General features: G+C 57.0%; 21 protein-coding genes. 8 read left to right on the forward strand and 13 right to left on the reverse strand.

Annotation, left to right across the window (positions count from 1 at the left end; translation table 11 throughout):
• Positions 1 to 26: 26 nt before the first annotated feature.
• From rseP to rpsB, 8 genes are all read right to left on the reverse strand, one after another.
• Positions 27 to 1,379 carry a sigma E protease regulator RseP gene (gene rseP / locus CW267_RS15205; RefSeq protein WP_008807352.1) on the reverse strand — a complete coding sequence of 451 codons (1,353 nt, stop codon included), beginning with the start codon at positions 1,377 to 1,379 and terminating at the stop codon, positions 27 to 29.
• Positions 1,380 to 1,390: 11 nt separating this feature from the next.
• Positions 1,391 to 2,248, reverse strand: coding sequence for a phosphatidate cytidylyltransferase (gene cdsA / locus CW267_RS15210; RefSeq protein ID WP_008807353.1), 858 nt, complete (start codon positions 2,246 to 2,248; stop codon positions 1,391 to 1,393).
• A gap of 12 nt (positions 2,249 to 2,260) precedes the next feature.
• Positions 2,261 to 3,019, reverse strand: coding sequence for a (2E,6E)-farnesyl-diphosphate-specific ditrans,polycis-undecaprenyl-diphosphate synthase (gene ispU, locus CW267_RS15215; protein ID WP_012968905.1), 759 nt, complete (start codon positions 3,017 to 3,019; stop codon positions 2,261 to 2,263).
• 237 nt (positions 3,020 to 3,256) lie between these two features.
• A complete protein-coding gene (gene ispC / locus CW267_RS15225) occupies positions 3,257 to 4,459 on the reverse strand; it encodes a 1-deoxy-D-xylulose-5-phosphate reductoisomerase (protein ID WP_023297086.1) in 1,203 nt (400 codons plus the stop codon).
• A gap of 227 nt (positions 4,460 to 4,686) precedes the next feature.
• On the reverse strand, positions 4,687 to 5,244 hold the full coding sequence (gene frr, locus CW267_RS15230) for a ribosome recycling factor (protein WP_002889308.1): 558 nt from the start codon (positions 5,242 to 5,244) through the stop codon (positions 4,687 to 4,689).
• A gap of 150 nt (positions 5,245 to 5,394) precedes the next feature.
• Positions 5,395 to 6,120 (reverse strand): UMP kinase, encoded by a 726-nt coding sequence (pyrH, locus tag CW267_RS15235; RefSeq protein ID WP_004098747.1) that lies wholly within the window; start codon positions 6,118 to 6,120, stop codon positions 5,395 to 5,397.
• Between the two features lie 147 nt (positions 6,121 to 6,267).
• On the reverse strand, positions 6,268 to 7,119 hold the full coding sequence (tsf, locus tag CW267_RS15240) for a translation elongation factor Ts (protein ID WP_004151930.1): 852 nt from the start codon (positions 7,117 to 7,119) through the stop codon (positions 6,268 to 6,270).
• Positions 7,120 to 7,238: 119 nt separating this feature from the next.
• A complete protein-coding gene (rpsB, locus tag CW267_RS15245; protein WP_008807356.1) occupies positions 7,239 to 7,964 on the reverse strand; it encodes a 30S ribosomal protein S2 in 726 nt (241 codons plus the stop codon).
• Positions 7,965 to 8,286: 322 nt separating this feature from the next.
• On the opposite strand from rpsB, the gene map reads away from it, so the two are divergent.
• The 4 genes from map (at position 8,287) to CW267_RS15265 (ending at position 13,151) form a co-directional block, all read left to right on the forward strand.
• Complete coding sequence (gene map / locus CW267_RS15250) at positions 8,287 to 9,081, forward strand: type I methionyl aminopeptidase (protein WP_004204446.1); 795 nt, start codon at positions 8,287 to 8,289, stop codon at positions 9,079 to 9,081.
• A gap of 57 nt (positions 9,082 to 9,138) precedes the next feature.
• Positions 9,139 to 11,802 carry a bifunctional uridylyltransferase/uridylyl-removing protein GlnD gene (glnD, locus tag CW267_RS15255; RefSeq protein WP_012542810.1) on the forward strand — a complete coding sequence of 888 codons (2,664 nt, stop codon included), beginning with the start codon at positions 9,139 to 9,141 and terminating at the stop codon, positions 11,800 to 11,802.
• Positions 11,803 to 11,832: 30 nt separating this feature from the next.
• Positions 11,833 to 12,657, forward strand: a complete 825-nt coding sequence (dapD, locus tag CW267_RS15260; RefSeq protein ID WP_002889295.1) for a 2,3,4,5-tetrahydropyridine-2,6-dicarboxylate N-succinyltransferase — start codon at positions 11,833 to 11,835, stop codon at positions 12,655 to 12,657.
• 107 nt (positions 12,658 to 12,764) lie between these two features.
• Complete coding sequence (locus tag CW267_RS15265; RefSeq protein WP_002889292.1) at positions 12,765 to 13,151, forward strand: DUF3461 family protein; 387 nt, start codon at positions 12,765 to 12,767, stop codon at positions 13,149 to 13,151.
• A gap of 116 nt (positions 13,152 to 13,267) precedes the next feature.
• Here CW267_RS15265 and cdaR read toward each other — a convergent pair whose 3' ends face one another.
• From cdaR to dgt, 3 genes are all read right to left on the reverse strand, one after another.
• The gene (gene cdaR / locus CW267_RS15270) at positions 13,268 to 14,425 is read right to left on the reverse strand and encodes a DNA-binding transcriptional regulator CdaR (RefSeq protein WP_012968907.1); all 1,158 of its coding nucleotides are present in this window, start codon (positions 14,423 to 14,425) and stop codon (positions 13,268 to 13,270) included.
• A gap of 168 nt (positions 14,426 to 14,593) precedes the next feature.
• Positions 14,594 to 16,027: a serine endoprotease DegP gene (gene degP, locus CW267_RS15275; protein WP_008807359.1), complete on the reverse strand. Its 1,434-nt coding sequence runs from the start codon at positions 16,025 to 16,027 to the stop codon at positions 14,594 to 14,596.
• Positions 16,028 to 16,161: 134 nt separating this feature from the next.
• Positions 16,162 to 17,676 carry a dGTPase gene (gene dgt, locus CW267_RS15280; protein ID WP_008807360.1) on the reverse strand — a complete coding sequence of 505 codons (1,515 nt, stop codon included), beginning with the start codon at positions 17,674 to 17,676 and terminating at the stop codon, positions 16,162 to 16,164.
• Positions 17,677 to 17,759: 83 nt separating this feature from the next.
• Here dgt and mtnN point away from each other — a divergent pair, with 83 nt between their 5' ends.
• Genes mtnN through CW267_RS15295 form a run of 3 tightly spaced genes read left to right on the forward strand, consistent with a single transcriptional unit; the run spans position 17,760 to position 19,911 of the window.
• On the forward strand, positions 17,760 to 18,458 hold the full coding sequence (gene mtnN, locus CW267_RS15285) for a 5'-methylthioadenosine/S-adenosylhomocysteine nucleosidase (protein ID WP_012968908.1): 699 nt from the start codon (positions 17,760 to 17,762) through the stop codon (positions 18,456 to 18,458).
• Positions 18,451 to 19,251: a vitamin B12 ABC transporter substrate-binding protein BtuF gene (btuF, locus tag CW267_RS15290; RefSeq protein ID WP_012542811.1), complete on the forward strand. Its 801-nt coding sequence runs from the start codon at positions 18,451 to 18,453 to the stop codon at positions 19,249 to 19,251. The genes mtnN and btuF overlap by 8 nt, the downstream gene beginning before the upstream one ends.
• Positions 19,252 to 19,287: 36 nt before the next feature.
• Complete coding sequence (locus tag CW267_RS15295) at positions 19,288 to 19,911, forward strand: TRIC cation channel family protein (protein WP_002889277.1); 624 nt, start codon at positions 19,288 to 19,290, stop codon at positions 19,909 to 19,911.
• An 85-nt stretch (positions 19,912 to 19,996) separates the two neighbouring features.
• On the opposite strand, the gene erpA is transcribed toward CW267_RS15295, so the two are convergent.
• Both erpA and clcA read right to left on the reverse strand, forming a co-directional pair.
• Complete coding sequence (gene erpA / locus CW267_RS15300) at positions 19,997 to 20,341, reverse strand: iron-sulfur cluster insertion protein ErpA (protein WP_008807363.1); 345 nt, start codon at positions 20,339 to 20,341, stop codon at positions 19,997 to 19,999.
• An 81-nt stretch (positions 20,342 to 20,422) separates the two neighbouring features.
• On the reverse strand, positions 20,423 to 21,841 hold the full coding sequence (gene clcA / locus CW267_RS15305; RefSeq protein ID WP_008807364.1) for a H(+)/Cl(-) exchange transporter ClcA: 1,419 nt from the start codon (positions 21,839 to 21,841) through the stop codon (positions 20,423 to 20,425).
• Positions 21,842 to 22,021: 180 nt separating this feature from the next.
• On the opposite strand from clcA, the gene hemL reads away from it, so the two are divergent.
• Positions 22,022 to 23,302 (forward strand): glutamate-1-semialdehyde 2,1-aminomutase, encoded by a 1,281-nt coding sequence (hemL, locus tag CW267_RS15310; protein WP_022065539.1) that lies wholly within the window; start codon positions 22,022 to 22,024, stop codon positions 23,300 to 23,302.
• The last annotated feature ends 410 nt before the right edge of the window (positions 23,303 to 23,712 follow it).

The following is a 23,712-nucleotide window of genomic DNA, read 5'->3' on the forward strand; positions in this document are numbered from 1 at the left end:
TTATGCGTTCTTCCTAACAAACTCTCTTATAACCGAGAGAAATCATTGAAAAGTGCAAGCCCCATTAACAGCACCAGCAGTATTGAGCCAATGCGATAACTAAAGTCTTGAACTCGCTCGGATACCGGCCCGCCCTTCAGCTTTTCGATCGCTAAAAACAGCAGATGTCCCCCATCCAGTACGGGCAGTGGGAACAGGTTGATGATTCCGAGGTTCACGCTAATCAGCGCAAGGAACATCAGATAATAAATCAACCCAAACTCCGCTGACATTCCAGCCCCCTGAGCGATAGAGATCGGCCCACTGAGGTTGTTCAGTTTGACATCACCGGTTATCAATTTACCCAGCATCCTGACCGTCAGTGACATCAGCTGCCAGGTTTTATCCGTGGCTTCAGCGATGGCGGCAAACGGTCCGTACTGACGTACTGTCTTGTATTCCTCAGGTAGCGGGATGACCTTTGGCACCACCCCTGCGAACCCTTCTGCCTTACCTTTTACCGTTTTCGCATCCGGCGTCAGGGTTAACGGCAGCGCACTCCCCTGCCGTTCAATCTCCAGCGCCAGCGCTTTGCCCGGATTATCGCGCACCAGATTAACAAACGTCATCCACTGCGTTAACGGTTGACCATCGACTTTAACGATCCGATCGCCCGCTTGCAAACCCGCTTTCTGGGCTGCCGAGCCCGTCTGGACCTCCGCCAGCACCGTATCAATCTGCGCGCTGCGCGGCTGGATCCCCAGCGAGGTCACGGGATCTTGCTTGTCTGGCTCAAACGCCCAGTGCCGCAGATCGACGATTTTATCCTGGCGCTGATTGGTCCCGAAAGGGGCGACGGTAAGTATTGTTTGCGGGTTGCCGATTTTGGCGACCAGCTGCATACGCACCGCATCCCAATCAGGCGTTTCGATACCATCTATCGCTTTAAGTTCCGTTCCTTTTGCAATTTGTGCTTGCGCGGCAACCGAATTGGGCGTTATTTCACCCACCACCGGCCGCACGCCAGGAACACCGATAATAAAGACCAGCCAGTAAGCAAAGATAGCGAAAATGAAGTTAGCGATGGGGCCGGCGGCAATCACCGCCGCACGCTGGCCGACGGTTTTATTGTTGAAGGCGTAGTGGCGCATCTCCGGCGCCACCGCCTCGACGCGCTCGTCCAGCATCTTGACGTAGCCGCCCAGCGGGATCAGGGCAATCACGAACTCCGTGCCCTGCTTATCCATCCGCCGCCACAGCGCTTTGCCAAAGCCGATAGAAAAACGCTCAACCCGGATGCCGCAGCGGCGCGCCACCCAAAAATGGCCAAACTCATGCACCGTAATCAGTACGCCAAGCGCAATGATAAAAGCTGCCAGATTCCAGAGCACGCTCAGCATATAACCTTCCGTCAAATCGTCCTGAAGACCAACAGTAGCAGACAGGCAAAGACCGGTACCGCCGCCGTCAGGCTGTCGATACGATCGAGAATACCGCCGTGTCCGGGAATCAAGTGCCCGCTATCCTTAATGCCGGCCTCGCGCTTAAACATACTTTCCGTCAGATCGCCCAGCACGGAAGCCAGGGCCGCCACCACGGAACAGACCAGCAGCACCGTCGGCGTGACGTCAAGATGCGCCCACACCCCGTAAGCCCAGGAGATCACGGCCGCCGTCAGCAAACCGCCAAAAAAACCCTGCCAGGTTTTTCCCGGTGAAACCTTCGGCGCCAGCTTATGCTTGCCGAACATTTTGCCAAACATGTAGGCGCCAGAGTCGGCTCCCCAGACCAGGATCATGACGTACAGCAGCCACACCGCACCGCTGTAGTGATTATCGGTATAGTGCCAGGCGCGCAGCGCCAGCATGCCCCAGAAAAACGGAACAATGGTCAATATGCCGAAGATAAGGCGCAGCACTTTGGAATGGCGCCAAAATGCCGCCGACGCCGGGTACGATAACACCAGCAACAGCGCGACGATCCACCAGGCGAATGAGGCCCAGAGTGAACCTTCCACCATCGGTTGATGAACGTCATAATGGTATTCAGGCAGCAGAAAAAGCATGGCAGCCAGCAGAAGGCCGCACAGCACCGCCAGCCAGACCCGCTGCGACGTTGAGGTGAAACCGCTCAGTTGCCCCCACTCCCACGCGGCGAGCATGCAGACCACGAGGGTCACGATAGCAAATCCCATCGGCGGCAATAAGAACAGCGCCGCAATGACGACGGGAATTAAGACGAAAGCAGATATCAGGCGATACTTCAGCAAAAGTGACCCCCATCAGGCATGACTGCCACCCGGCTCAGTGCCGCCGAAACGACGCTCTCGATTAACAAAGGCATGGAGTGCACCTTCAAAGTCCTGTTCAGCAAAATCGGGCCAAAGAACATCCGTAAAGTAAAGTTCGGCATAGGCAATTTGCCAAATCAAAAAGTTACTTATTCGGTGCTCTCCCCCGGTCCTAATAACTAAATCAACGGGAGCCAGTTCATGCATGCAGACCTGCTGACTCAGCATTTCTTCCGTGATCTCTTCAGGCAGCAGCGTCCCGTCCTGTACTTGTTTCGCCAGCAGACGAACGCCCTGGGTAATATCCCAGCGACCGCCGTAATTTGCCGCAATGTTCAGCGTTAAGCCGGTATTGTTTGCGGTCAACGCTTCCGCTTTGCGGATGCGTTCCTGCAGGCGCGCATTGAAGCGCGTGGTGTCGCCAATGACCCGCAAACGCACATTGTGTCGGTGCAGACTTTTGACTTCGCTATCCAGCGCCCAGACGAACAGTTCCATCAGCGCGCTGACTTCCTGGGCTGGACGGTTCCAGTTTTCGCTGCTGAACGCGTATAACGTTAACGCCTCAATTCCATTATTCGCCGCGAAGGAGACCGCGCGACGCACGGATTTCGCACCGGCCTTGTGCCCGAAAGCGCGAATTTTACCTTGCCGTTTCGCCCAACGGCCGTTGCCATCCATAATAATGGCGACATGACGGCAGCCATGAGTTGGCGATATTTCGCTGACAGTTTGATTAGCAGACAACATCACGCGTTTTAAGTCCATAATAAGGATTAACTAGCCACCAAACAGAGGCCACCGGGCCGCGCTGGATACGCATTTTTATCCGATGCCGGGGCTGCAGCCAATCGCAGAGAACAACCAAAAGCTTTACGCAAAAAAGCCGTGTTTTGCCACGGCCACCGTAATCTTTAACAACAAAATGCAACGATCGGGTGGCGCAGACTATATCACCGAAGCCTTTCGCCCACAAATACCACCGCGTTACGCCTGCGCGCCCAAACGATTAAGCTGCTGGTGAGCTACCGCACGAGCGTCAGCGTCGATAACCAGAACATCATCAATGCTTTGCGGCTCCTGCAGGTTCATCTTATCCAGCACCGCCAGATTCACCGCCGCAATATCGGTAAAGCGGATATCGCCATGCAGAAACGCGGCAACCGACTCTTCATTGGCCGCATTCAGCGCCGTGGTGGCCGCCTGGCCGACCTCAAACGCGTCCATCGCCAGCTTCAGGCAGGGATAGCGGGCGTAGTCCGGCGCGGAGAAGCTCAGGTTGCTCAGCTGGCAGAAGTCCAGTGGTTTGACCCCGGAGCTCAGGCGCTGTGGCCAGCCCATGGTATGAGCAATCGGCGTGCGCATATCCGGCTCCCCAAGCTGGGCCAGCACGCTGCCGTCCTGATAGCGAACCATCGAGTGGATCACCGACTGCGGGTGGATCAGCACTTCCATCTGCTGCGCCGAAGCATTGAACAGCCAGCGGGCTTCAATATATTCCAGACCTTTGTTCATCATCGTGGCTGAATCGACGGAGATCTTACGTCCCATCGACCAGTTGGGATGGCGGCAGGCCTGATCCGGGGTCATCGCCGATAGTTCAGCCACGTCCGTCTCGCGGAAAGGCCCCCCGGAACCGGTTAACAGAATGGACGAGACGCCATTCCGGGTGAGGTCAGCGTATCCCAGATGCTGTTGAATTGTCTCCGGCATACTCTGAAAAATCGCGTTATGTTCGCTATCGACCGGCAGCAATCGCGCCCCCGACCGCTGAACGGCCTCCATGAACAAGCGACCGCAGGTCACCAGCGATTCTTTATTCGCCAACAACACGGTTTTCCCGGCGCGGATCGCCGCAAGCGTCGGTACCAGCCCCGCCGCGCCGACGATTGCCGCCATCACCTGATCGACCTCATCCAGCGCCGCGACCTCAGCCGCCGCCTGCTGGCCGCTCAGCACCTCGGTACGGCAGCCATGCTCATGCAGACGGATGCGCAACCGCTCAGCGCTTTGCGCATCATCCATCACGGCGTAACGCGGAGTAAATTCCAGGCATTGTTCAACCATGCGGTCAACGTTTTTCCCCGCGACCAGCGCGGCGACGGAAAAGCAACCAGGGTTATGGCGTACCACGTCCAGCGTGCTACAGCCAATGGAGCCGGTCGAACCGAGAACGGTTAATTGCTTCATGAGACGTCCAGAAGAAAGGAAACAGAATAAAAAGCAAAACGCCGCCAGCAAGCCCCTACGCAACAACTATCGGGGATAAGGCGGCGGCATCAGGCCTTCAACTTAGCGCTAAAGGCTACAAGGCCAGCCGGCTCAACGCAATCCCGAGAATTGAGCGTACAGTCTTCTGTACGGCGTTTCAGATTTTACTCAGGCCAGGAAGTATCGGCCCGAGCAACAGCAGAGCATCAGAACTGCATCAGTTCCGCTTCTTTATCTGCCAGCGCCGCGTCAACTTTCTTGATTGCGGCGTCAGTCATTTTCTGCACGTCGTCCTGAGAACGGCGATCGTCATCTTCGCTGATCTCTTTCTCTTTCAGCAGCGCTTTAACTTTGTCGTTCGCGTCACGGCGAACGTTACGCACGGCGACACGCGCCTGCTCAGCTTCGCCACGGACGATCTTGGTCAGATCTTTACGACGCTCTTCGGTCAGCGGCGGCAGCGGAACACGAATATCGCTGCCGGCGGAGCTTGGGTTCAGACCGAGGTCAGACGCCATGATCGCTTTTTCAACAGCCGCAGACATAGAACGGTCAAAGACGTTGATTTTCAGGGTACGGGAGTCTTCGACGGTGACGCTGGCCAGCTGGCGCAGCGGAGTCGGCGTACCGTAGTATTCAACAACAATCCCGTCCAGCAGGCTCGGAGAAGCACGACCCGTGCGAATTTTGCTGATTTGGTTTTTGAATGCTTCGACGCATTTTTCCATGCGGATTTCAGCATCTTTTCTGATATCGCTAATCACGTTACGAATCCTTGAAAGCTTGTCTCAGTCAGACCAGACGGGACACCCGTCGGAAAATGAGCTAAGTATAGTCAGATTTAATGAAAATCACCGGGCAATATCCCCGCGAAAGTAAAGCGGAATATTACCCGGATTTGGCGCTGACGGGAATTATTCCGTGATCAATGTGCCTTCTTTTTCGCCCATGACCACGCGACGCAGGGCGCCGGGTTTGTTCATGTTGAAGACGCGAATCGGCAATTTGTGGTCACGCGCCAGGGTGAAGGCCGCCAGATCCATCACTTTCAGCTCTTTATCCAGCACTTCGCTGTAGGTCAGCTGATCGTACATGGTGGCAGAAGGATCTTTTGCCGGATCCGCGGTAAACACACCGTCAACCTTGGTCGCTTTCAGCACCACGTCGGCTTCAATTTCAATACCACGCAGGCAGGCTGCGGAATCGGTGGTAAAGAACGGGTTGCCGGTGCCTGCGGAGAGGATCACCACGCGGTTGTTGCGCAGCAGGCTGATCGCCTCTGCCCAGCTGTAGTTGTCGCACACGCCGTTCAGCGGGATGGCGGACATCAGACGAGCGTTCACATAGGCGCGGTGGAGCGCATCACGCATTGCCAGGCCGTTCATGACCGTTGCCAGCATGCCCATGTGGTCGCCCACAACGCGGTTCATACCCGCTTTCGCCAGACCAGCACCACGGAACAGGTTACCACCACCAATTACTACGCCAACCTGAATACCCAGCTCGACCAGCTCTTTGATCTCCTGAGCCATGCGGTCAAGTATGCTTGCATCAATACCGAAGCCTTCTGAGCCCTGCAGCGCTTCGCCACTTAATTTCAGCAGAATACGTTTGTAGACGGGTTTTGCATTGGTAGCCATGTTTCTTTCCTGAGACTGTCAACGAATGAGATATGAGAATTCTGGCGACATTGTATGTCGCATTTCAGCGCGGTCACTATACGCAGTTGGCTGAATTTACAAAATGGGCGCAAAAAGAAGCCGCCCTCAGGCGGCTCCTTGTAAAAATTAAGACTGCTTGGACATCGCAGCAACTTCTGCTGCAAAGTCAGTCTCAACTTTCTCGATGCCTTCGCCCACTTCAAAGCGGATGAAGCCAGTCACGTCAGCGTTGTGCTCTTTCAGCAGTTGGCCAACAGATTTGCTCGGCTCCATAACGAAAGGCTGACCCGTCAGAGAAACTTCGCCGGTGAATTTCTTCATGCGGCCTTCAACCATTTTCTCTGCGATTTCTTTCGGCTTACCGGACTGCATCGCGATGTCCAGCTGTACCTGGTACTCTTTCTCTACCACTTCAGCAGACACGTCTTCCGGCTTAACGAATTCCGGCTTGCTTGCTGCAACGTGCATTGCCAGCTGCTTAACCAGCTCTTCGTCAGCGCCTTTAGCGGCAACCAGAACACCGATGCGCGCACCGTGCTGGTAGCTACCCAGAACGTCGCCTTCCAGAACAGCGATACGACGGATGTTGATGTTCTCACCGATTTTAGCAACCAGCGCAACGCGTTCTTCTTCGAACTGCGCTTTCAGAACTTCAACGTCGGAGATTTTACCCGCAACAGCAGCGTCCAGTACTTTGTCAGCAAATGCCTGGAAACCACCATCTTTAGCAACGAAGTCAGTCTGGCAGTTAACTTCCAGAATGTAACCGTAGTTGCCTTCGATTTTGGTTTTGATCACGCCGTCAGCAGCCACGTTGCCTGCTTTCTTCGCCGCTTTGATCGCGCCGGATTTACGCATGTTTTCGATTGCCAGCTCGATGTCGCCATTCGCTTCAGTCAGCGCTTTTTTGCAATCCATCATGCCTGCGCCAGTACGTTCGCGCAGTTCTTTTACCAGGGAAGCGGTAATTTCAGCCATTCTAAAATCCTCGGGAGATGTGGATACTGCCCGGCCAACGGCCAAACAGCGTAAATTGAAAAAAGGGGCCTGTAATGGGCCCCTATTCATACACGGTACTAATAAGGGCTTAAACCTTATTATTCAGCTTCTACGAAGCTTTCTTCCGCCTGAGAAGCCAGGTCCTGAGAGCGACCTTCACGAACGGTAGCAGCAACAGCGCCCAGGTACAGGCTTACTGCGCGGATTGCATCGTCGTTACCCGGGATAACGAAGTCTACGCCGTCCGGATCAGAGTTGGTATCAACGATAGCAAATACCGGGATACCCAGGTTGTTTGCTTCTTTGATAGCGATGTGCTCGTGGTCAGCGTCGATAACGAACAGTGCGTCCGGCAGGCCGCCCATGTCTTTGATACCGCCCAGGCTGTTTTCCAGCTTGTCCAGCTCACGAGTGCGCATCAGCGCTTCTTTCTTGGTCAGCTTGTCGAAAGTACCGTCCTGGGACTGAGTTTCCAGGTCTTTCAGACGTTTGATGGACTGACGAACGGTTTTCCAGTTAGTCAGCATACCGCCCAGCCAGCGATGGTTCACGAAGAACTGGTCGCAGCTGTTAGCAGCTTCTTTTACCGCTTCGCTTGCAGCGCGCTTAGTACCCACGAACAGGATCTTGCCTTTACGGGCAGAGATTTTGTTCAGCTCAGCCAGAGCTTCGTTGAACATCGGTACCGTTTTCTCAAGGTTGATGATGTGAACTTTGTTACGCGCGCCGAAGATGAAAGGCTTCATTTTCGGGTTCCAGTAACGGGTCTGGTGACCAAAGTGAACACCAGCCTTGAGCATGTCGCGCATGGAAACAGTTGCCATGTTTAAAACCTCTATAGATTAAATTGGGGTTATGCCTCCACGTATCCCATATTACCGACCCCAAGGGGCACCCCGGAATATGTGTCGATACGTGTGTGTTATTTACACAATATGAGTATGTCGCTTACGCCCATCCTTGTGTATCTGAGATGGAACGGAAGTCCGGCGCGCTTTATACCACAAAATCCGCCCAGACACCAACTCTTGTTGACGCCACGTGCTGTTAATGATTCTCAATTTGGCACCAGCCTGCCCGGACTGTTACCATTGGCAGGACTTACTCTATTATTGTCGAAAATATCGACACTGCTGGACATACTCCATGGCTATCTCTATCAAGACATCTGAAGACATTGAAAAAATGCGCGTTGCCGGCCGCCTGGCCGCTGAAGTGCTGGAAATGATCGAACCCTGGGTTAAACCTGGCGTCAGCACCGGCGAACTGGACCGCATCTGTAACGACTATATCGTTAACGAGCAGAAGGCCATTTCCGCCTGCCTCGGCTATCACGGCTATCCGAAGTCCGTCTGCATTTCGGTCAACGAAGTGGTTTGCCACGGTATCCCTGACGACGGCAAACTGCTGAAAGATGGCGATATCGTTAACATCGACGTGACGGTCATTAAAGATGATTTCCATGGCGACACCTCCAAAATGTTTATCGTCGGTAAACCGACGATTCTCGGTGAGCGCCTGTGCCGCATCACTCAGGAAAGCCTGTATCTGGCGCTGAAAATGGTGAAGCCGGGGATCAACCTGCGCACCATCGGCGCGGCGATCCAGAAATACGTTGAAGCCGAAGGTTTTTCCGTGGTGCGCGAATACTGTGGCCACGGTATCGGCCGCGGCTTCCATGAAGAGCCGCAGGTGCTGCACTACGACTCACCAGAAACCAACGTTGTGCTCAAACCCGGCATGACCTTCACCATCGAGCCGATGGTCAACGCGGGTAAAAAAGAGATCCGCAGCATGAAAGACGGCTGGACGGTGAAAACTAAAGACCGGAGCTTGTCTGCGCAGTACGAGCATACTATTGTGGTGACAGACAACGGCTGCGAAATTCTGACGCTACGCAAGGATGACACCATCCCGGCGATAATCTCGCACGATGAATGATGAAAAGCCGGCGCCCGCCGGCTTTTTTATTAGATAGTTTTTTCTTATGGTGACGCGATGAGCAACTCATTACCTGACACAGCCTCCCCTCTTCTGCCCGTCCCGCCGGAACATCCGGTGAGCTGGCCGCAGGGCGATCTGAACTGTGCTGCAATTAAGGCGCACATCGATACCTTCCAGCACTGGCTGGGCGAGGCGTTTGACTCCGGCATCGCCGCGGAGCAGCTCATTGCGGCGCGCACCGAATTTATCGACCAGCTGCTGCAGCGGTTGTGGATCGCCTACGGTTTTGAATCCGTCTGCGATCTGGCGCTGGTGGCCGTCGGCGGCTATGGCCGCGGCGAGCTGCACCCGCTCTCTGACGTCGACCTGCTGATCCTCAGCCGCAAAAAGCTGCCGGACGACCAGGCGCAAAAGGTCGGCGAACTGCTGACGCTGCTGTGGGACGTCAAGCTGGAGGTGGGCCACAGCGTGCGCACCCTCGAAGAGTGCCTGCTCGAAGGACTCTCGGATCTCACCGTCGCCACTAACTTGATTGAATCGCGCCTGCTGATCGGCGACGTCGCGCTGTTCCTTGAACTGCAAAAACATATTTTTAGCGACGGCTTCTGGCCATCGGAAAAGTTCTTCGCCGCCAAGGTGGAAGAGCAGAACGTCCGTCATCAACGCTATCACGGCACCAGCTATAACCTGGAGCCGGACGTGAAAAGCAGCCCCGGCGGCCTGCGCGACATCCATACGCTACAGTGGGTGGCTCGCCGTCATTTTGGCGCCACCTCGATGGATGAGATGGTCGGCTTCGGCTTTCTGACCGAAGCCGAGCGCAATGAGCTCAACGAGTGTCTGCATCAGCTGTGGCGCATCCGTTTCGCGCTGCATCTTGAACTCACTCGCTATGACAACCGTCTGCTTTTCGACCGTCAGCTCAGCGTCGCCCGCCGGCTCGGCTATGAAGGCGACGGCAACCAGCCGATTGAGCATATGATGAAGGACTTCTTCCGCGTCACCCGCCGGGTGAGCGAGCTGAACCAGATGCTGCTTCAGCTGTTTGAAGAGGCTATTCTCGCCCTGACCGAGGACGAAAAACCGCGCCCGATAGACGATGACTTCCAGTTGCGCGGCACTCTTATCGATCTGCGTGACGACACGCTGTTTATTCGCGAACCGCAGGCCATTCTGCGCATGTTTTATATGATGGTGCGCAACAGCACTATCACCGGCATCTACTCCACGACGTTGCGCCATCTGCGCCATGCCCGGCGCCATCTGACCCAGCCGCTGTGCTATATCCCGGAGGCGCGTACGCTCTTTCTCAGCATGCTGCGCCATCAGGGGGCGGTCAGCCGCGGACTGCTGCCGATGCATCGCCACAGCGTGCTGTGGGCCTATATGCCGCAGTGGTCACATATCGTCGGCCAGATGCAGTTCGATCTGTTTCACGCCTACACCGTCGATGAACACACCATCCGCGTGATGCTGAAGCTGGAGAGCTTTGCCAAAGAAGAAACCCGCAGCCGCCACCCGCTGTGCGTGGAGTTGTGGCCGCGCTTAACGCACCCGGAGCTGATTTTAATCGCCGCCCTGTTCCACGACATTGCGAAAGGGCGTGGCGGCGACCACTCGATCCTCGGCGCGCAGGATGTGCTGAAGTTTGCCGAGCTGCACGGACTGAACTCTCGCGAAACGCAACTGGTCGCCTGGCTGGTGCGTCACCATCTGCTGATGTCGGTCACCGCCCAGCGGCGCGACATTCAGGATCCGGAGGTGATTAAGCAGTTCGCCGAGGAAGTGCAAACGGAAAATCGCCTGCGCTATCTGGTGTGCCTGACCGTCGCCGACATCTGCGCCACCAACGAAACGCTGTGGAACAGCTGGAAGCAGAGCCTGCTGCGCGAACTCTATTTCGCCACCGAGAAACAGCTGCGTCGGGGCATGCAAAGCACCCCGGATATGCGCGAACGGGTGCGTCATCATCAGCTGCAGGCGCTGGCCCTGCTGCGGATGGACAATATTAATGAAGAGGCGCTGCATCAGATCTGGAACCGCTGCCGCGCCAACTATTTCGTGCGGCATACGCCGACGCAGCTCGCCTGGCACGCCCGCAACCTGCTGCGTCACGATCTGAATAAGCCGATGATTCTGCTGAGTTCGCAGGCCACCCGCGGCGGTACGGAGATTTTTATCTGGAGCCCGGATCGCCCTTATCTGTTTGCCGCGGTGTGCGGCGAACTGGACCGCCGCAACCTCAGCGTCCACGACGCGCAGATCTTCACCACCCGCGACGGCATGGCGATGGATACCTTTATTGTCCTCGAACCCGACGGCAGCCCGCTTTCAGCTGACCGCCACGACGCGATTCGCCACGGTCTTGAACAGACGATAACTCAGCGCAGCTGGGAACCCCCGGCCCCGCGTCGTCAGGCGGCAAAACTGCGTCACTTCTCTGTGCCGACAGAGGTGAATTTCCTGCCGACCCATACCGATCGAAAATCGTTTCTCGAGCTGATTGCGCTCGATCAGCCAGGGCTGCTCGCCCGCGTCGGCCAGGTGTTCGCCGACCTCGGTATTTCGCTTCACGGGGCGCGAATTACGACAATTGGTGAGCGAGTAGAAGATTTATTTATAATCGCCACCGCCGACCGGCGTGGCCTTAATAATGAGCTACAACAAGAAGTGCAACAACGGTTGACAGAGGCCCTCAATCCAAACGATAAAGGGTGACGTATTTTTTTTAGTGAATGGAAAGAAACAATGCAGCAGTTACAGAACGTTATTGAGTCCGCCTTCGAGCGTCGCGCCGACATCACGCCGGCCAATGTGGATACCGTGACCCGCGAAGCGGTAAACCAGGTTATCGCCCTTCTGGATTCCGGCGCGCTGCGCGTCGCTGAGAAGATCGATGGTCAGTGGGTGACGCATCAATGGCTGAAGAAAGCGGTACTGCTCTCTTTCCGTATTAACGATAACCAGGTTATCGATGGTGCGGAAAGCCGCTACTTCGATAAAGTACCGATGAAATTCGCTGACTATGACGAAGCGCGTTTCCAGAAAGAAGGTTTCCGCGTGGTGCCGCCGGCAGCGGTACGTCAGGGCGCATTCATCGCCCGCAACACCGTGCTGATGCCGTCCTACGTTAACATCGGCGCCTACGTTGACGAAGGCACCATGGTTGATACCTGGGCTACCGTCGGCTCCTGCGCGCAGATCGGTAAAAACGTTCACCTGTCCGGCGGCGTCGGCATCGGTGGCGTACTGGAGCCGCTGCAGGCGAACCCGACCATCATCGAAGACAACTGCTTCATCGGCGCGCGCTCTGAAGTGGTTGAAGGGGTGATTGTCGAAGAAGGCTCCGTCATCTCCATGGGCGTTTACCTGGGTCAGAGCACCAAAATCTACGATCGCGAAACCGGTGAAGTCTTCTACGGCCGCGTACCGGCTGGCTCGGTAGTCGTGTCAGGCAACCTGCCGTCGAAGGATGGTAAATACAGCCTGTACTGCGCGGTGATCGTTAAGAAAGTCGATGCCAAAACCCGCGGCAAAGTCGGCATTAACGAACTGCTGCGCACCATCGACTAAAGCAAATAAAAAGCGGGAGATATCCCGCTTTTTTTATATTTGATGCTGGCGAAAATGGATTTTTTCGTTAATTATTCAATGGTTATGATGCTATCAAAGGTACCGTTATGTACGATAATCTGAAAAGTCTTGGCATTACCAACCCTGATGAGATCGATCGCTATAGCCTGCGGCAGGAAGCTAACAACGACATCCTGAAAATCTATTTTCAGAAAGACAAAGGCGAATTCTTCGCCAAGAGCGTGAAGTTTAAATACCCGCGTCAGCGCAAAACCGTTGTCGCCGACGGCGTCGGCCAGGGCTACAAAGAAGTCCAGGAGATCAGCCCCAATCTGCGCTACGTCATCGACGAACTGGATCAGATCTGCCAGCGCGATCGCACTGAAATCGATCTCAAGCGTAAAATCCTCGACGATTTACGCCATCTGGAAAGCGTGGTCACCAATAAGATCAGCGAAATCGAAGCCGATCTGGAAAAACTTACCCGTAAGTGACAGCGTTCCCGGCGGCGCACCGCCTGACCGGGCAACCAATATAATCTGCCGCTTACGCCATGCATCCTCCAGGCCGGGTAAGGCGAACCGCCTCCCGGCATTTTTATCTCGACGCCCTATCGTTGCTCATCCAGCTGCAGGGCTATATAGAGCAGCAGCCGATCGTCAAAGCTGCCGAGATCCAGACCGGTCAGCTCCGAGATACGGTTCAACCGATACTCCAGGGTATTGCGATGAATAAACAGCGCCTTTGATGTCGCCAGCGGCTGCACGTTATGGCGAAACCACGCCTGCAGCGTACGCCGCAGCAAACCGTTGTTATCCATAGCCTTCAGACGCGCCAGCGGACGGGCCAGTTCATTGGCCTGCCAGCCGCCGCGCAGGCTGTCTAGCAGCACCGGCAGCATCAGATCCTGATAGAAATAGCTGCGGCTCTCCGGCATTCGTTGCTTACCCACCATCATGGTCGTCCGTGCGGTACGGTAAGAGCGGGCGATACTCCCGGGACCGGTGAAGAAGTTGCCCAGCGCCACGCGAAAGCGGAGCTGACCATTCTCTTTCATCCTGGCGATAAGCTGCTCGACGCGGCGGACGTGATCGTCGGCATCCCAGCGGCCAAAGCTGTTCAGCGCCGGTTTCAGCACCACCATTTCCGTGAGTGACACAATGGCCACCAGATTATTGCGATCGGGGGTGGTCAGCGCGTTCTGCAACTGCTGCAGTTCCGCCATCGCGCTGTCCACGCCGAGCTGGCCGCTGTCCACCTCAATCATCGCCACCACCCGCGGCTGATTGAGATCGATACCTAACCGCTGAGCCCATTCGTTCAGCGCCGGGGTATGCTCTTCCGCCTGAATCAGGTTCATCACCAGCTCTTCGCGCAGGCGGCTGTCCTGCGCAAGGAGATGCATCAGCCGCGACTGCTCCAGCATCATCTCTGCCGTCATGCACACCAGCTCGCCATATTTCCGCAGCGCCTCCGGCTCGCCGGTCAGGCCGATCACCCCGACGATTTCACCTTCGAGGCGTAGCGGCAGGTTGATCCCCTGACGCACGCCGTGCAGATGGCGAGCGACCGCATCGTCGATATCCACCACCCGCCCCTGAGAAAGCACCAGCAGCGCGCCTTCGTGCAATTCACCAATTCTTTCCCGATCGCCGCTGCCAATAATCCGCCCGCGGGCATCCATCACGTTGATGTTGGTATCGATGATGCGCATCGTGCGCGCCACAATATCCTGCGCCATTTTGGTATCAAGATGCCAGCCAGCCATGTAATCCTCCCCTATGCAGGGCACCAGCATAAAAGAGTCTCCGTCCTGCTGCATTGTGCATATGCCCGAAGGCGGGGCGAGATATGTGGAGTTGTGGAAGTGGTCACAGAACGAAAAAAAAGCCCCTGCCCTCGGCGAGGGAAGGGGCTGTGGCGCTTGCGCTGACGATTACTGCAACAGCAGGTAGATAGAGGCGTCGCCGCGCTGAATGTTCAGCGCCAGCACGGACGGTTTGGCGTCGAAGATTTTCCGCAGATCGGCGATGTTTTTCACCGGCTGCTGATTCGCCCCGACAATGATATCGCCTTTCTTGAGGCCAATCTGCGCCGCCGGGGTGCCGGCTTTCACATTGTTGACCACCACGCCCTTATCCTGACCCTTGTTACTCATTTCCGCCCCTTCAATCCCGTTGAAGATGGTGCTGGAATCCACCTGGGTCTGGTTGCTCTGCTGCAGTTCGACGGTAACGGTGACCGGTTTGCCGTCGCGGAGCAGGCCAAGCTCAACTTTGCTGCCGATAGGCATGGTGCCGACCTGAGCACGTAGCGCGGCGAAGCTGCTGATCGCCTTGCCATTGAGGGTGGTGATCACGTCGCCGGCTTTAATGCCCGCTTTGGCGGCTGCCGAACCTGGCATCACCTGGCTGACGAAGGCGCCGCGCTGGGCGTCGACTTTCATCGCTTTCGCCAGTTCAGAGTTCAGTTCGGTGCCCATGATGCCCAGCTCACCGCGTTTCACCTGGCCATATTTCACCATCTGCTCGGTCAGGTTTTTCACCATGTTGCTCGGGATAGCAAAACCGATACCGATGTTGCCGCCGTCCGGCGCCAGGATGGCGGTGTTAATGCCGATCAGCTCACCGTTGAGGTTCACCAGCGCGCCGCCGGAGTTCCCGCGGTTAATCGCCGCATCGGTCTGGATAAAGTTTTCGTAGTTTTCCACGTTCAGGCCGCTACGGCCCAGCGCGGAGACAATCCCGGAGGTCACGGTTTCGCCCAGACCAAACGGGTTACCGATAGCCACGGTGTAGTCGCCGACGCGCAGCGCATCAGAATCAGCCAGCTTAATCGCCGTCAGGTTTTTCGGATCCTGAATCTGAATCAGCGCGATATCGGAGCGCGGATCTTTGCCCACGACTTTGGCATCAAACTTACGGCCATCGCTCAGTTGAACCTTAATCGTGGTGGCGTTGTCCACAACGTGGTTGTTGGTCACCACATACCCTTTGGCCGCATCAATGATGACGCCGGAGCCCAGCGCCATGAATTTCTGCTGCTGGCCGCCGTCAGGCTGACCGCCCTGTCCACCGCCCTGGCAAAACGGTGAACTCTGGAAAGGAGAACCATCCTGGCAGAACGGCGAATTATCGCCAAAGAACTGCTGGAAGTTACGCGGCATCCGTGGGGTATTAACAGTGGTGCTACCTTCAACGTTAATGCTCACCACCGATGGCATCACCTTCTCCAGCATCGGGGCCAGGCTTGGCATCTGCTGTGCATTAGTGGCCGAAGATGCCGTTTCTGCCGCGCTCGCAGAGAGCGGGGACAACGCCAGACCTAAACTCAGAGCCAGTGCACTCATTGCTAACGTGGTTTTTTTCATCAGTTTCAATCTCAATATCAGATAACGAAAGTTGCTGTGTACGTGACTATCAGAGTCATTTTATAGCGCTAAGTTCCGGAATTAAGTTTCTGGAAAAAGTAAAAATTTATTGTCCATCTTTACAAAACTCCAGCCTATTCCACCGCCATCAGTCGCCGATATTCATCCCACGCATACAAATCCGTCATTCCGCTGATATAATCCTGGATCAGACGGCAGCGATAATAGTATTCCATCAGCGCAAATTCGGGCGCCGTGCGCACCAGCTTATTTACTGCTTCAACATAGGCCAGCCGGTGACGGGTTGAAAGTTTCTGATACAGCCGGGAGGCAATGGGTAACCGCCGTACCCGCTCCTGCGCCACTAATTCGCTGAAATCCTCCAGAGATAATTTCAGCAGCGGCTGATAGATATCCAGCAGGCCGCTAATCACCCGGTAGCCCTGCAATTCCAGCTGCTCGACATCCGGATGGCTAAAGACCTGTTTCATCGCTACATTTTTATAGAGTTCCAGCAGCTGGCTGCAATCGCTATCGTCCTCAAGCAGCGCATGATTAAAGTCGCCAGTGAAGATGGCCGGCAGGTTATCAATAAATCGGCGCGCCGCGTAGGGCACCAGCTTATTCAGCGTGTTTACCCGCAAATACATAAAAAACTGATCTTCCGCGCTCTGTCGCAGGTAATTAGCTCGCGATTTTTCCCAGGCATTTTCCACTACCTGAGAGAATAACGATCCTTTTTCATGGTTGCCCCAGGCGTCGTAAAGATGCTGATAAAGCTGCTCGGCGCTGAAAATACGTTTTTCAACCGCATCCTCAAGATCCGCGACGCAATATGAGATGTCATCCGCGGCCTCCATAATCCAGGTTAATGGGAATCGATTGTAAGGTGCCAGATCCAGTTCTTTACGCAGGCGCGCGACATACTCTTCTTCGGCTAAATAATAGCCAGGCTTCTTCATTAAATAACTGTGACTGGCTGGCGTCGCCTCGAACCACCACGCCGGTCGGGTATATTTCAGGATGCAGCCCACCTGCGCCCAGGTCAGATTCATCCGCATCAGCGTGTGGACCAGACGAATCCCCTGCGCGTTGCCCTCAAAGCTGCAGAGATCCTGGCGCACTTTACGCCGCAGCGCATTCAGCGCCGTTTCCCCTTCGTGCAGGCGTAACGCCTGTACCTCGCAGCGATCGTCGGTCAACGGCTGGCCGAGCGCATCGCCGGGGGCCAGGCGCTGGCGAAACCAGTCGTTAATCGCCGCCTCGCCAAAGTGGCCAAACGGCGGGTTGCCAATGTCGTGCATCAGGCAGGCCATTTCAACCACGCTCTCGAATGGCCCGGTCAGCTCTTCCAGGCCATACTCTTCCAGTAGCTTCTGCTCTTTCAGCCTGCTAAGCACTTCTTTGGCGATATAGCGCCCCACCTGCTGCACCTCCAGCGAGTGGGTCAGGCGAGTACGGACCGCCGCGTTGCGCTCCAGCGGGAAGACCTGGGTTTTTTGCTGTAGGCGGCGGATGGCCGGCGAGTTGACGATCCGCCCCCGATCGCTTTCGAAGATCCGCAGGATGTCGCGCTCCGTCTCCACCCGCGGCGGCGAACGGAAGCGTCGACGCCAGTTTATCTTGTTGCGAAAATCAATCTTTGCCATAGCCTCTCCCGCGCGAGCAATACGCTTCCCCTTAAGCGCATGATAGACTATGCAACTAAACCTGACACATCGCGAGTAAATCTATGAAAATTGGCATTATTGGCGCTATGGAAGAGGAAGTTACCCTCCTGCGCGACAAAATCGAAAACCGCCAGACTATCACTATTGGCGGGAGCGAAATCTATACCGGCCAACTTCACGGCGTTGACGTCGCTCTGCTGAAGTCTGGTATCGGGAAAGTGGCGGCGGCGACGGGCGCGACCCTGCTGCTGGAGCGCTGCCAGCCTGACGTGATCATTAATACCGGTTCTGCCGGCGGCCTCGCGCCGACGCTGAAGGTCGGCGATATCGTCGTCTCCGATGAAGCGCGCTACCACGATGCCGACGTCACTGCCTTCGGTTATGAGTATGGCCAGCTGCCTGGCTGCCCGGCGGGCTTTAAAGCGGACGATAAGCTGGTGGCCGCCGCCGAAGACTGCATTAAAGCGTTAGATCTCAATGCCGTTCGCGGCCTGATCGTCAGCGGCGATGCCTTCATTAACGGCTCCGTCGCGCTGGCGAAGATCCGCCATAATTTCCCGCAGGCAATCGCCGTGGAAATGGAAGCGACCGCCATCGCTCACGTCTGCCATAACTTCAAGGTTCCCTTCGTGGTGGTTCGCGCCATCTCCGACGTGGCCGATCAGCAGTCCCACCTCAGTTTTGACGAGTTCCTTGCGGTCGCCGCCAGACAGTCCACCCTGATGGTGGAGAATCTGGTACAGAACCTGGCACGTGGCTAAGTCGCTATCCTTCGCGCTTGCCGCGCTGCTGTTACTCGCCCCGGCGTGGCTACTGGCCGCGCCGCGGGTGGTCACCCTCTCCCCCGCCAATACCGAACTGGCCTTTGCCGCCGGGATCACGCCGGTCGGCGTCAGCAGCTATTCCGATTATCCGCCGCAGGCCAAAACCATAGAACAGGTTGCCAGCTGGCAGGGGATGAACCTGGAGCGCATCGTGGCGCTAAAGCCAGACGTGGTGCTGGCCTGGCGCGGGGGCAATGCCGAACGCCAGGTTAACCAGCTGCAGTCGCTGGGTATTCATGTCCTCTGGGTGCAGACCTCGACGATAGAAGAGATCATCGCCACCCTGCGTCAGCTGGCGCAGTGGAGCCCGCAGCCGGAAAAAGCGCAGCAGGCGGCGCAGGCGATGCAGCAGGAATACGATACGCTGAAAGCGCGCTATGCCAATGCGCCGAAGAAACGCGTCTTCCTGCAGTTCGGATCCGCGCCGCTATTCACCAGTGGTCCCGGTTCGATTCAGGATCAGGTGCTGGGGCTGTGCGGCGGCGAGAATATCTTTGCCACCAGCCGTGTTCCCTGGCCGCAGGTGAGCCGCGAACAGGTGCTGGCCCGCCAGCCGCAGGCGATCGTGGTGACCGGCGACGCCAGCCGCATTGCCGAAGCGCAGCGCTTTTGGCAACATCAGCTCACCATTTCGTTGATTGCGTTACACAGCGACTGGTTTGAACGCGCAAGCCCACGTATTATCCTCGCCGCCAAACAACTTTGTGCGGCGCTTGACCAGGTAAAATAATCATCCGGCGCACCGGATGTTCAGTGGGAATCAACGATGCTTGTCTATTGGCTGGATATTATTGGCACGGCTGTCTTCGCGATCTCCGGCGTTCTGCTGGCGGGAAAATTACGCATGGACCCATTCGGCGTGCTGGTGTTAGGCGTGGTGACGGCGGTGGGCGGCGGAACCATCCGCGACATGGCGCTGGCGAATGGCCCGGTATTCTGGGTCAAAGATCCCACCGATCTGGTGGTGGCGATGGTCACCAGCATGCTGACCATCCTGCTGGTCCGCCAGCCGCGTCGGCTGCCGAAATGGATACTGCCCGTTCTTGATGCCGTCGGTCTGGCGGTGTTTGTCGGCATCGGCGTCAATAAAGCCTTTCTCGCCGGCAGTGGTCCGCTGGTGGCGGTCTGCATGGGGGTGGTCACCGGCGTCGGCGGCGGGATTATCCGTGACGTGCTGGCGCGCGAAATTCCCATGATTCTGCGCACCGAGATCTACGCCACCGCCTGTATTGTCGGCGGCATTGTCCACGCTACAGCACACGACACCTTTCATCTCCCGCTGGAGAATTCGGCGATGATGGGCATGGTGGTGACACTGGTGATCCGTCTGGCGGCGATCCGCTGGCACCTGAAGCTGCCGACGTTTGCCCTGGACGATAACGGGCGGTAGTAAAAGCAAAACGGTAACCTTAAGGTTACCGTTTTTCGCGTTGGCTCCCTCTCGCTGGAGGAGAAGGCGCCCGGTCGCACTCGCTTTAAACGCTGAATGAGGAACCGCAGCCGCAGGTGCTTTTCGCGTTCGGGTTGGTCACGATGAAACGCGAACCTTCCAGACCCTCGGTATAGTCGACGGCGCCGCCGACCAGATACTGCAGGCTCATTGGGTCAACCACCAGGCCGACGCCCTGTTTCTCGATGGTCATATCGCCTTCGTTCACCTGATCGTCAAAGGTGAAGCCATACTGGAAACCGCTGCAACCGCCGCCGGTGATATACACGCGCAGTTTCAGGTTCGGATTATCTTCATCCGCAATCAGGTGTTTTACTTTGTTGGCTGCGGCTTCGGTAAACTCCAGCGGCAACGCTACGTCATCACTCATTTTTTGCTCCCATTGATACTTCCGGCCGGTTAAAGAATAACCGGACCTTTTGAGCCATTATCTAATACCCTGGTAAATCGTTCAAGTATTCTCCCGCGGTGCCTGCTGCGCTTTTGCCGCCTGCTCGGCCTCCTGCTTCGCCAGAGTACGTTGCAGAATGGTCGAATACAAAGGCTTACCGCCGAGGAATTGCGCCAGTAGTGTTGCGCCAAGGCAGGTAATAATCATTGGCAAAATGAGCTGATAGTTATCCGTCATCTCCAGCACCAGCACAATCCCGGTGAGCGGCGCGCGCACCGAGGCGGCCAGCAGCGCCCCCATCCCGGCGATGGCGAAGGTGCCGGCATCGAGATGGTAGGCCGGAAACAGCGGAATAGCCGCCATGCCGAACGCCGTGCCCAGCAAGGTGCCCAGCGCCAGCATCGGCGCGAAGATCCCCCCCGGCGCGCCGGAAGAGAAGCAGATCAGCGTGGTCACCACGCGGGCAATAAAGATAAACAGCAGCAAACCGACGGAGAAATTACCGGCGGCGGCGATGGGGATCAGGTTAAAGCCACCGCCCACCGCGGAGGGCTGCATCAGCCCCAGCAGGCCGCAGATCCCGCCGATGACCCCGCCCATCAATACCCATTTTTTGATATTGCCACCGTGGATGCGCTGGAAGATATCCTGGGTGCGCAGCACCAGGAAGTTAAACAGCGGACCAAAGCAACCAAAGAGCATGCCCAGCACCAGATACAGCCACAGGGTATTCACCGGGGCGTTGCTCAGCTTGCCTACCTCAATGATCGCCGCTTCGCCATTGAAAATACGAAACACAATGCTCGACATGATCACGCCGGTAAATACCGCTTTAATGGAGATCAGGTTGTAGCGAAACTGCGGGCGCATCTCTTCGATGATAAACAGAATACCGGCCAGCGGCGCATTAAAGGCCGCCGAGAGCCCCGACGCCGCACCGGTCGCCAGCAGCGTGTGCCGCGCCTCCGGACTGCGCATGCGGAAGATATCCAGCACCATGCGTCCAATGTTGCCGCCAAGCTGCACCATCGGCCCTTCGCGTCCCAGCACCATTCCGGCGCCCAGGGTCCCCATGCCGCCGATGAATTTCACCGGCAGCACGCGCCACCAGCGCACCGGCCGCAGCTCCTCCAGCGCCCCTTCGATTTCCGGGATCCCGGAGCCGCCCGCCTCCGGCGCAAAGCGGCGCACGAGAAAATAACCGACCATTGCCAGCAGCGCCGACAAGATAAACGCCAGCGGCCAGACCAGATACCAATGATCGGCCACCTGCGCCAGCGCGCCGATCCGCTGGTTCTGCACCCAGTTCACGCTCTTTTCAAACGCCACGCCCACCAGACCGGCCAGCGTGCCAACCACCGCCGCCATCAACAGGACCGCCAGCGGCGTTTTATCGCGCTGAATCAAACGGCGCACCGCATCGCCGCGACGTACCCGCACGAACTGATGTGCTTCAAAAGAGGGAGTTTCTGCTTTCATGCCATTATCAATTATTGGTAATACAAATGAAGAGAGAGGCATTTTAGCCGTCCCGGCGCGCTGCGTCGTCAAAAAAATGCCCTTGCGGCGCATTGTTTCAATTGGGCAAAACTTTCATAACCATCCTGGAATAACTTAGAATAGCCGATAAAACATTTTTCACGAACCAGGACCCTGGCCATGAGCAAATCTGAAAATCTATACCATGCTGCGCGCGAACTGATCCCCGGCGGCGTTAACTCGCCGGTGCGCGCCTTCACCGGCGTCGGCGGCACGCCGCTGTTTATCGAACGCGCGGATGGCGCCTATCTTTATGACGTGGACGGGAAGGCCTATATCGATTATGTCGGCTCCTGGGGTCCGATGGTGCTGGGCCACAACCACCCGGCTATCCGCAATGCGGTGATCGAAGCGGCGTCCCGCGGCCTGAGCTTTGGCGCGCCGACCGAAATGGAAGTGAAAATGGCGGAGCTGGTGACCGAGCTGGTCCCGACCATGGATATGGTGCGGATGGTGAACTCCGGCACCGAAGCGACCATGAGCGCGATTCGCCTGGCCCGCGGCTTCACCGGCCGCGATAAGATCATTAAGTTCGAAGGCTGCTATCACGGCCATGCCGACTGTCTGCTGGTGAAAGCCGGTTCCGGCGCGCTGACCCTCGGCCAGCCAAATTCGCCGGGCGTGCCAGCCGATTTCGCGAAACATACCCTGACCTGCACCTATAACGACCTCGCCTCGGTACGCGCGGCGTTCGAGCAATATCCACAGGATATCGCCTGCATCATCGTCGAGCCGGTCGCCGGGAATATGAACTGCATTCCGCCGCAGCCGGAGTTCCTGCCGGGCCTGCGCGCGTTGTGCGACGAATTTGGCGCCCTGCTGATCATCGACGAAGTGATGACCGGCTTCCGCGTGGCGCTGGCGGGCGCCCAGGCTTATTACGGCGTGGAGCCGGATCTGACCTGTCTCGGGAAAATCATCGGCGGCGGGATGCCGGTGGGCGCCTTCGGCGGCCGCCGCGAAGTGATGGACGCGCTGGCGCCGACCGGCCCGGTGTACCAGGCTGGTACGCTCTCCGGTAACCCGATCGCCATGGCCGCTGGCTTCGCCTGCTTAAGCGAAGTGGCGCAGCCGGGTGTGCATGAAACCCTGACCGATCTGACCAACCAGCTGGCGGATGGCCTGCTGAACGCGGCGCGCGAAACCGGGATCCCGCTGGTGGTCAATAACGTCGGCGGCATGTTCGGCATCTTCTTTACCGATGCCGAAACCGTCACCTGCTATCAGGACGTGGTGAAGTGCGATGTCGAACGCTTCAAGCGCTTCTTCCACCTGATGCTGGAGGAAGGCGTGTACCTGGCGCCGTCGGCATTTGAAGCCGGCTTTATGTCCATCGCTCACAGCGAAGAGGACATTAACAACACCATCGACGCCGCCCGTCGGGTGTTTGCCAAACTGTAAGGTACTTGAAGGCCTGGTGGCGCAGGGATTTTCCCGGAGGCGGCGCGCTGCGCCTTGTCCGGGCTACCAAATCGCACAGCGCTGTAGCCCCGGTAAGCGCTAGCGCCACCGGGGAGTTTCCCGGAGGCGGCGCGCTGCGCCTTGTCCGGGCTACCAATTCCCGGAGGCGGCGCGCTGCGCCTTGTCCGGGCTACCAAATCGCACAGCGCTGTAGCCCCGGTAAGCGCTAGCGCCACCGGGGAGTTTCCCGGAGGCGGCGCGCTGCGCCTTGTCCGGGCTACCAAATTGCACAGCGCTGTAGCCCCGGTAAGCGCTAGCGCCACCGGGGAGTTTCCCGGAGGCGGCGCGCTGCGCCTTGTCCGGGCTACCAAATCGCACAGCGCTGTAGCCCCGGTAAGCGCTAGCGCCAC

The sequence above is a fragment of the Klebsiella sp. X1-16S-Nf21 genome, from assembly GCF_002837615.1.
GTDB lineage: Bacteria > Pseudomonadota > Gammaproteobacteria > Enterobacterales > Enterobacteriaceae > Klebsiella > Klebsiella variicola.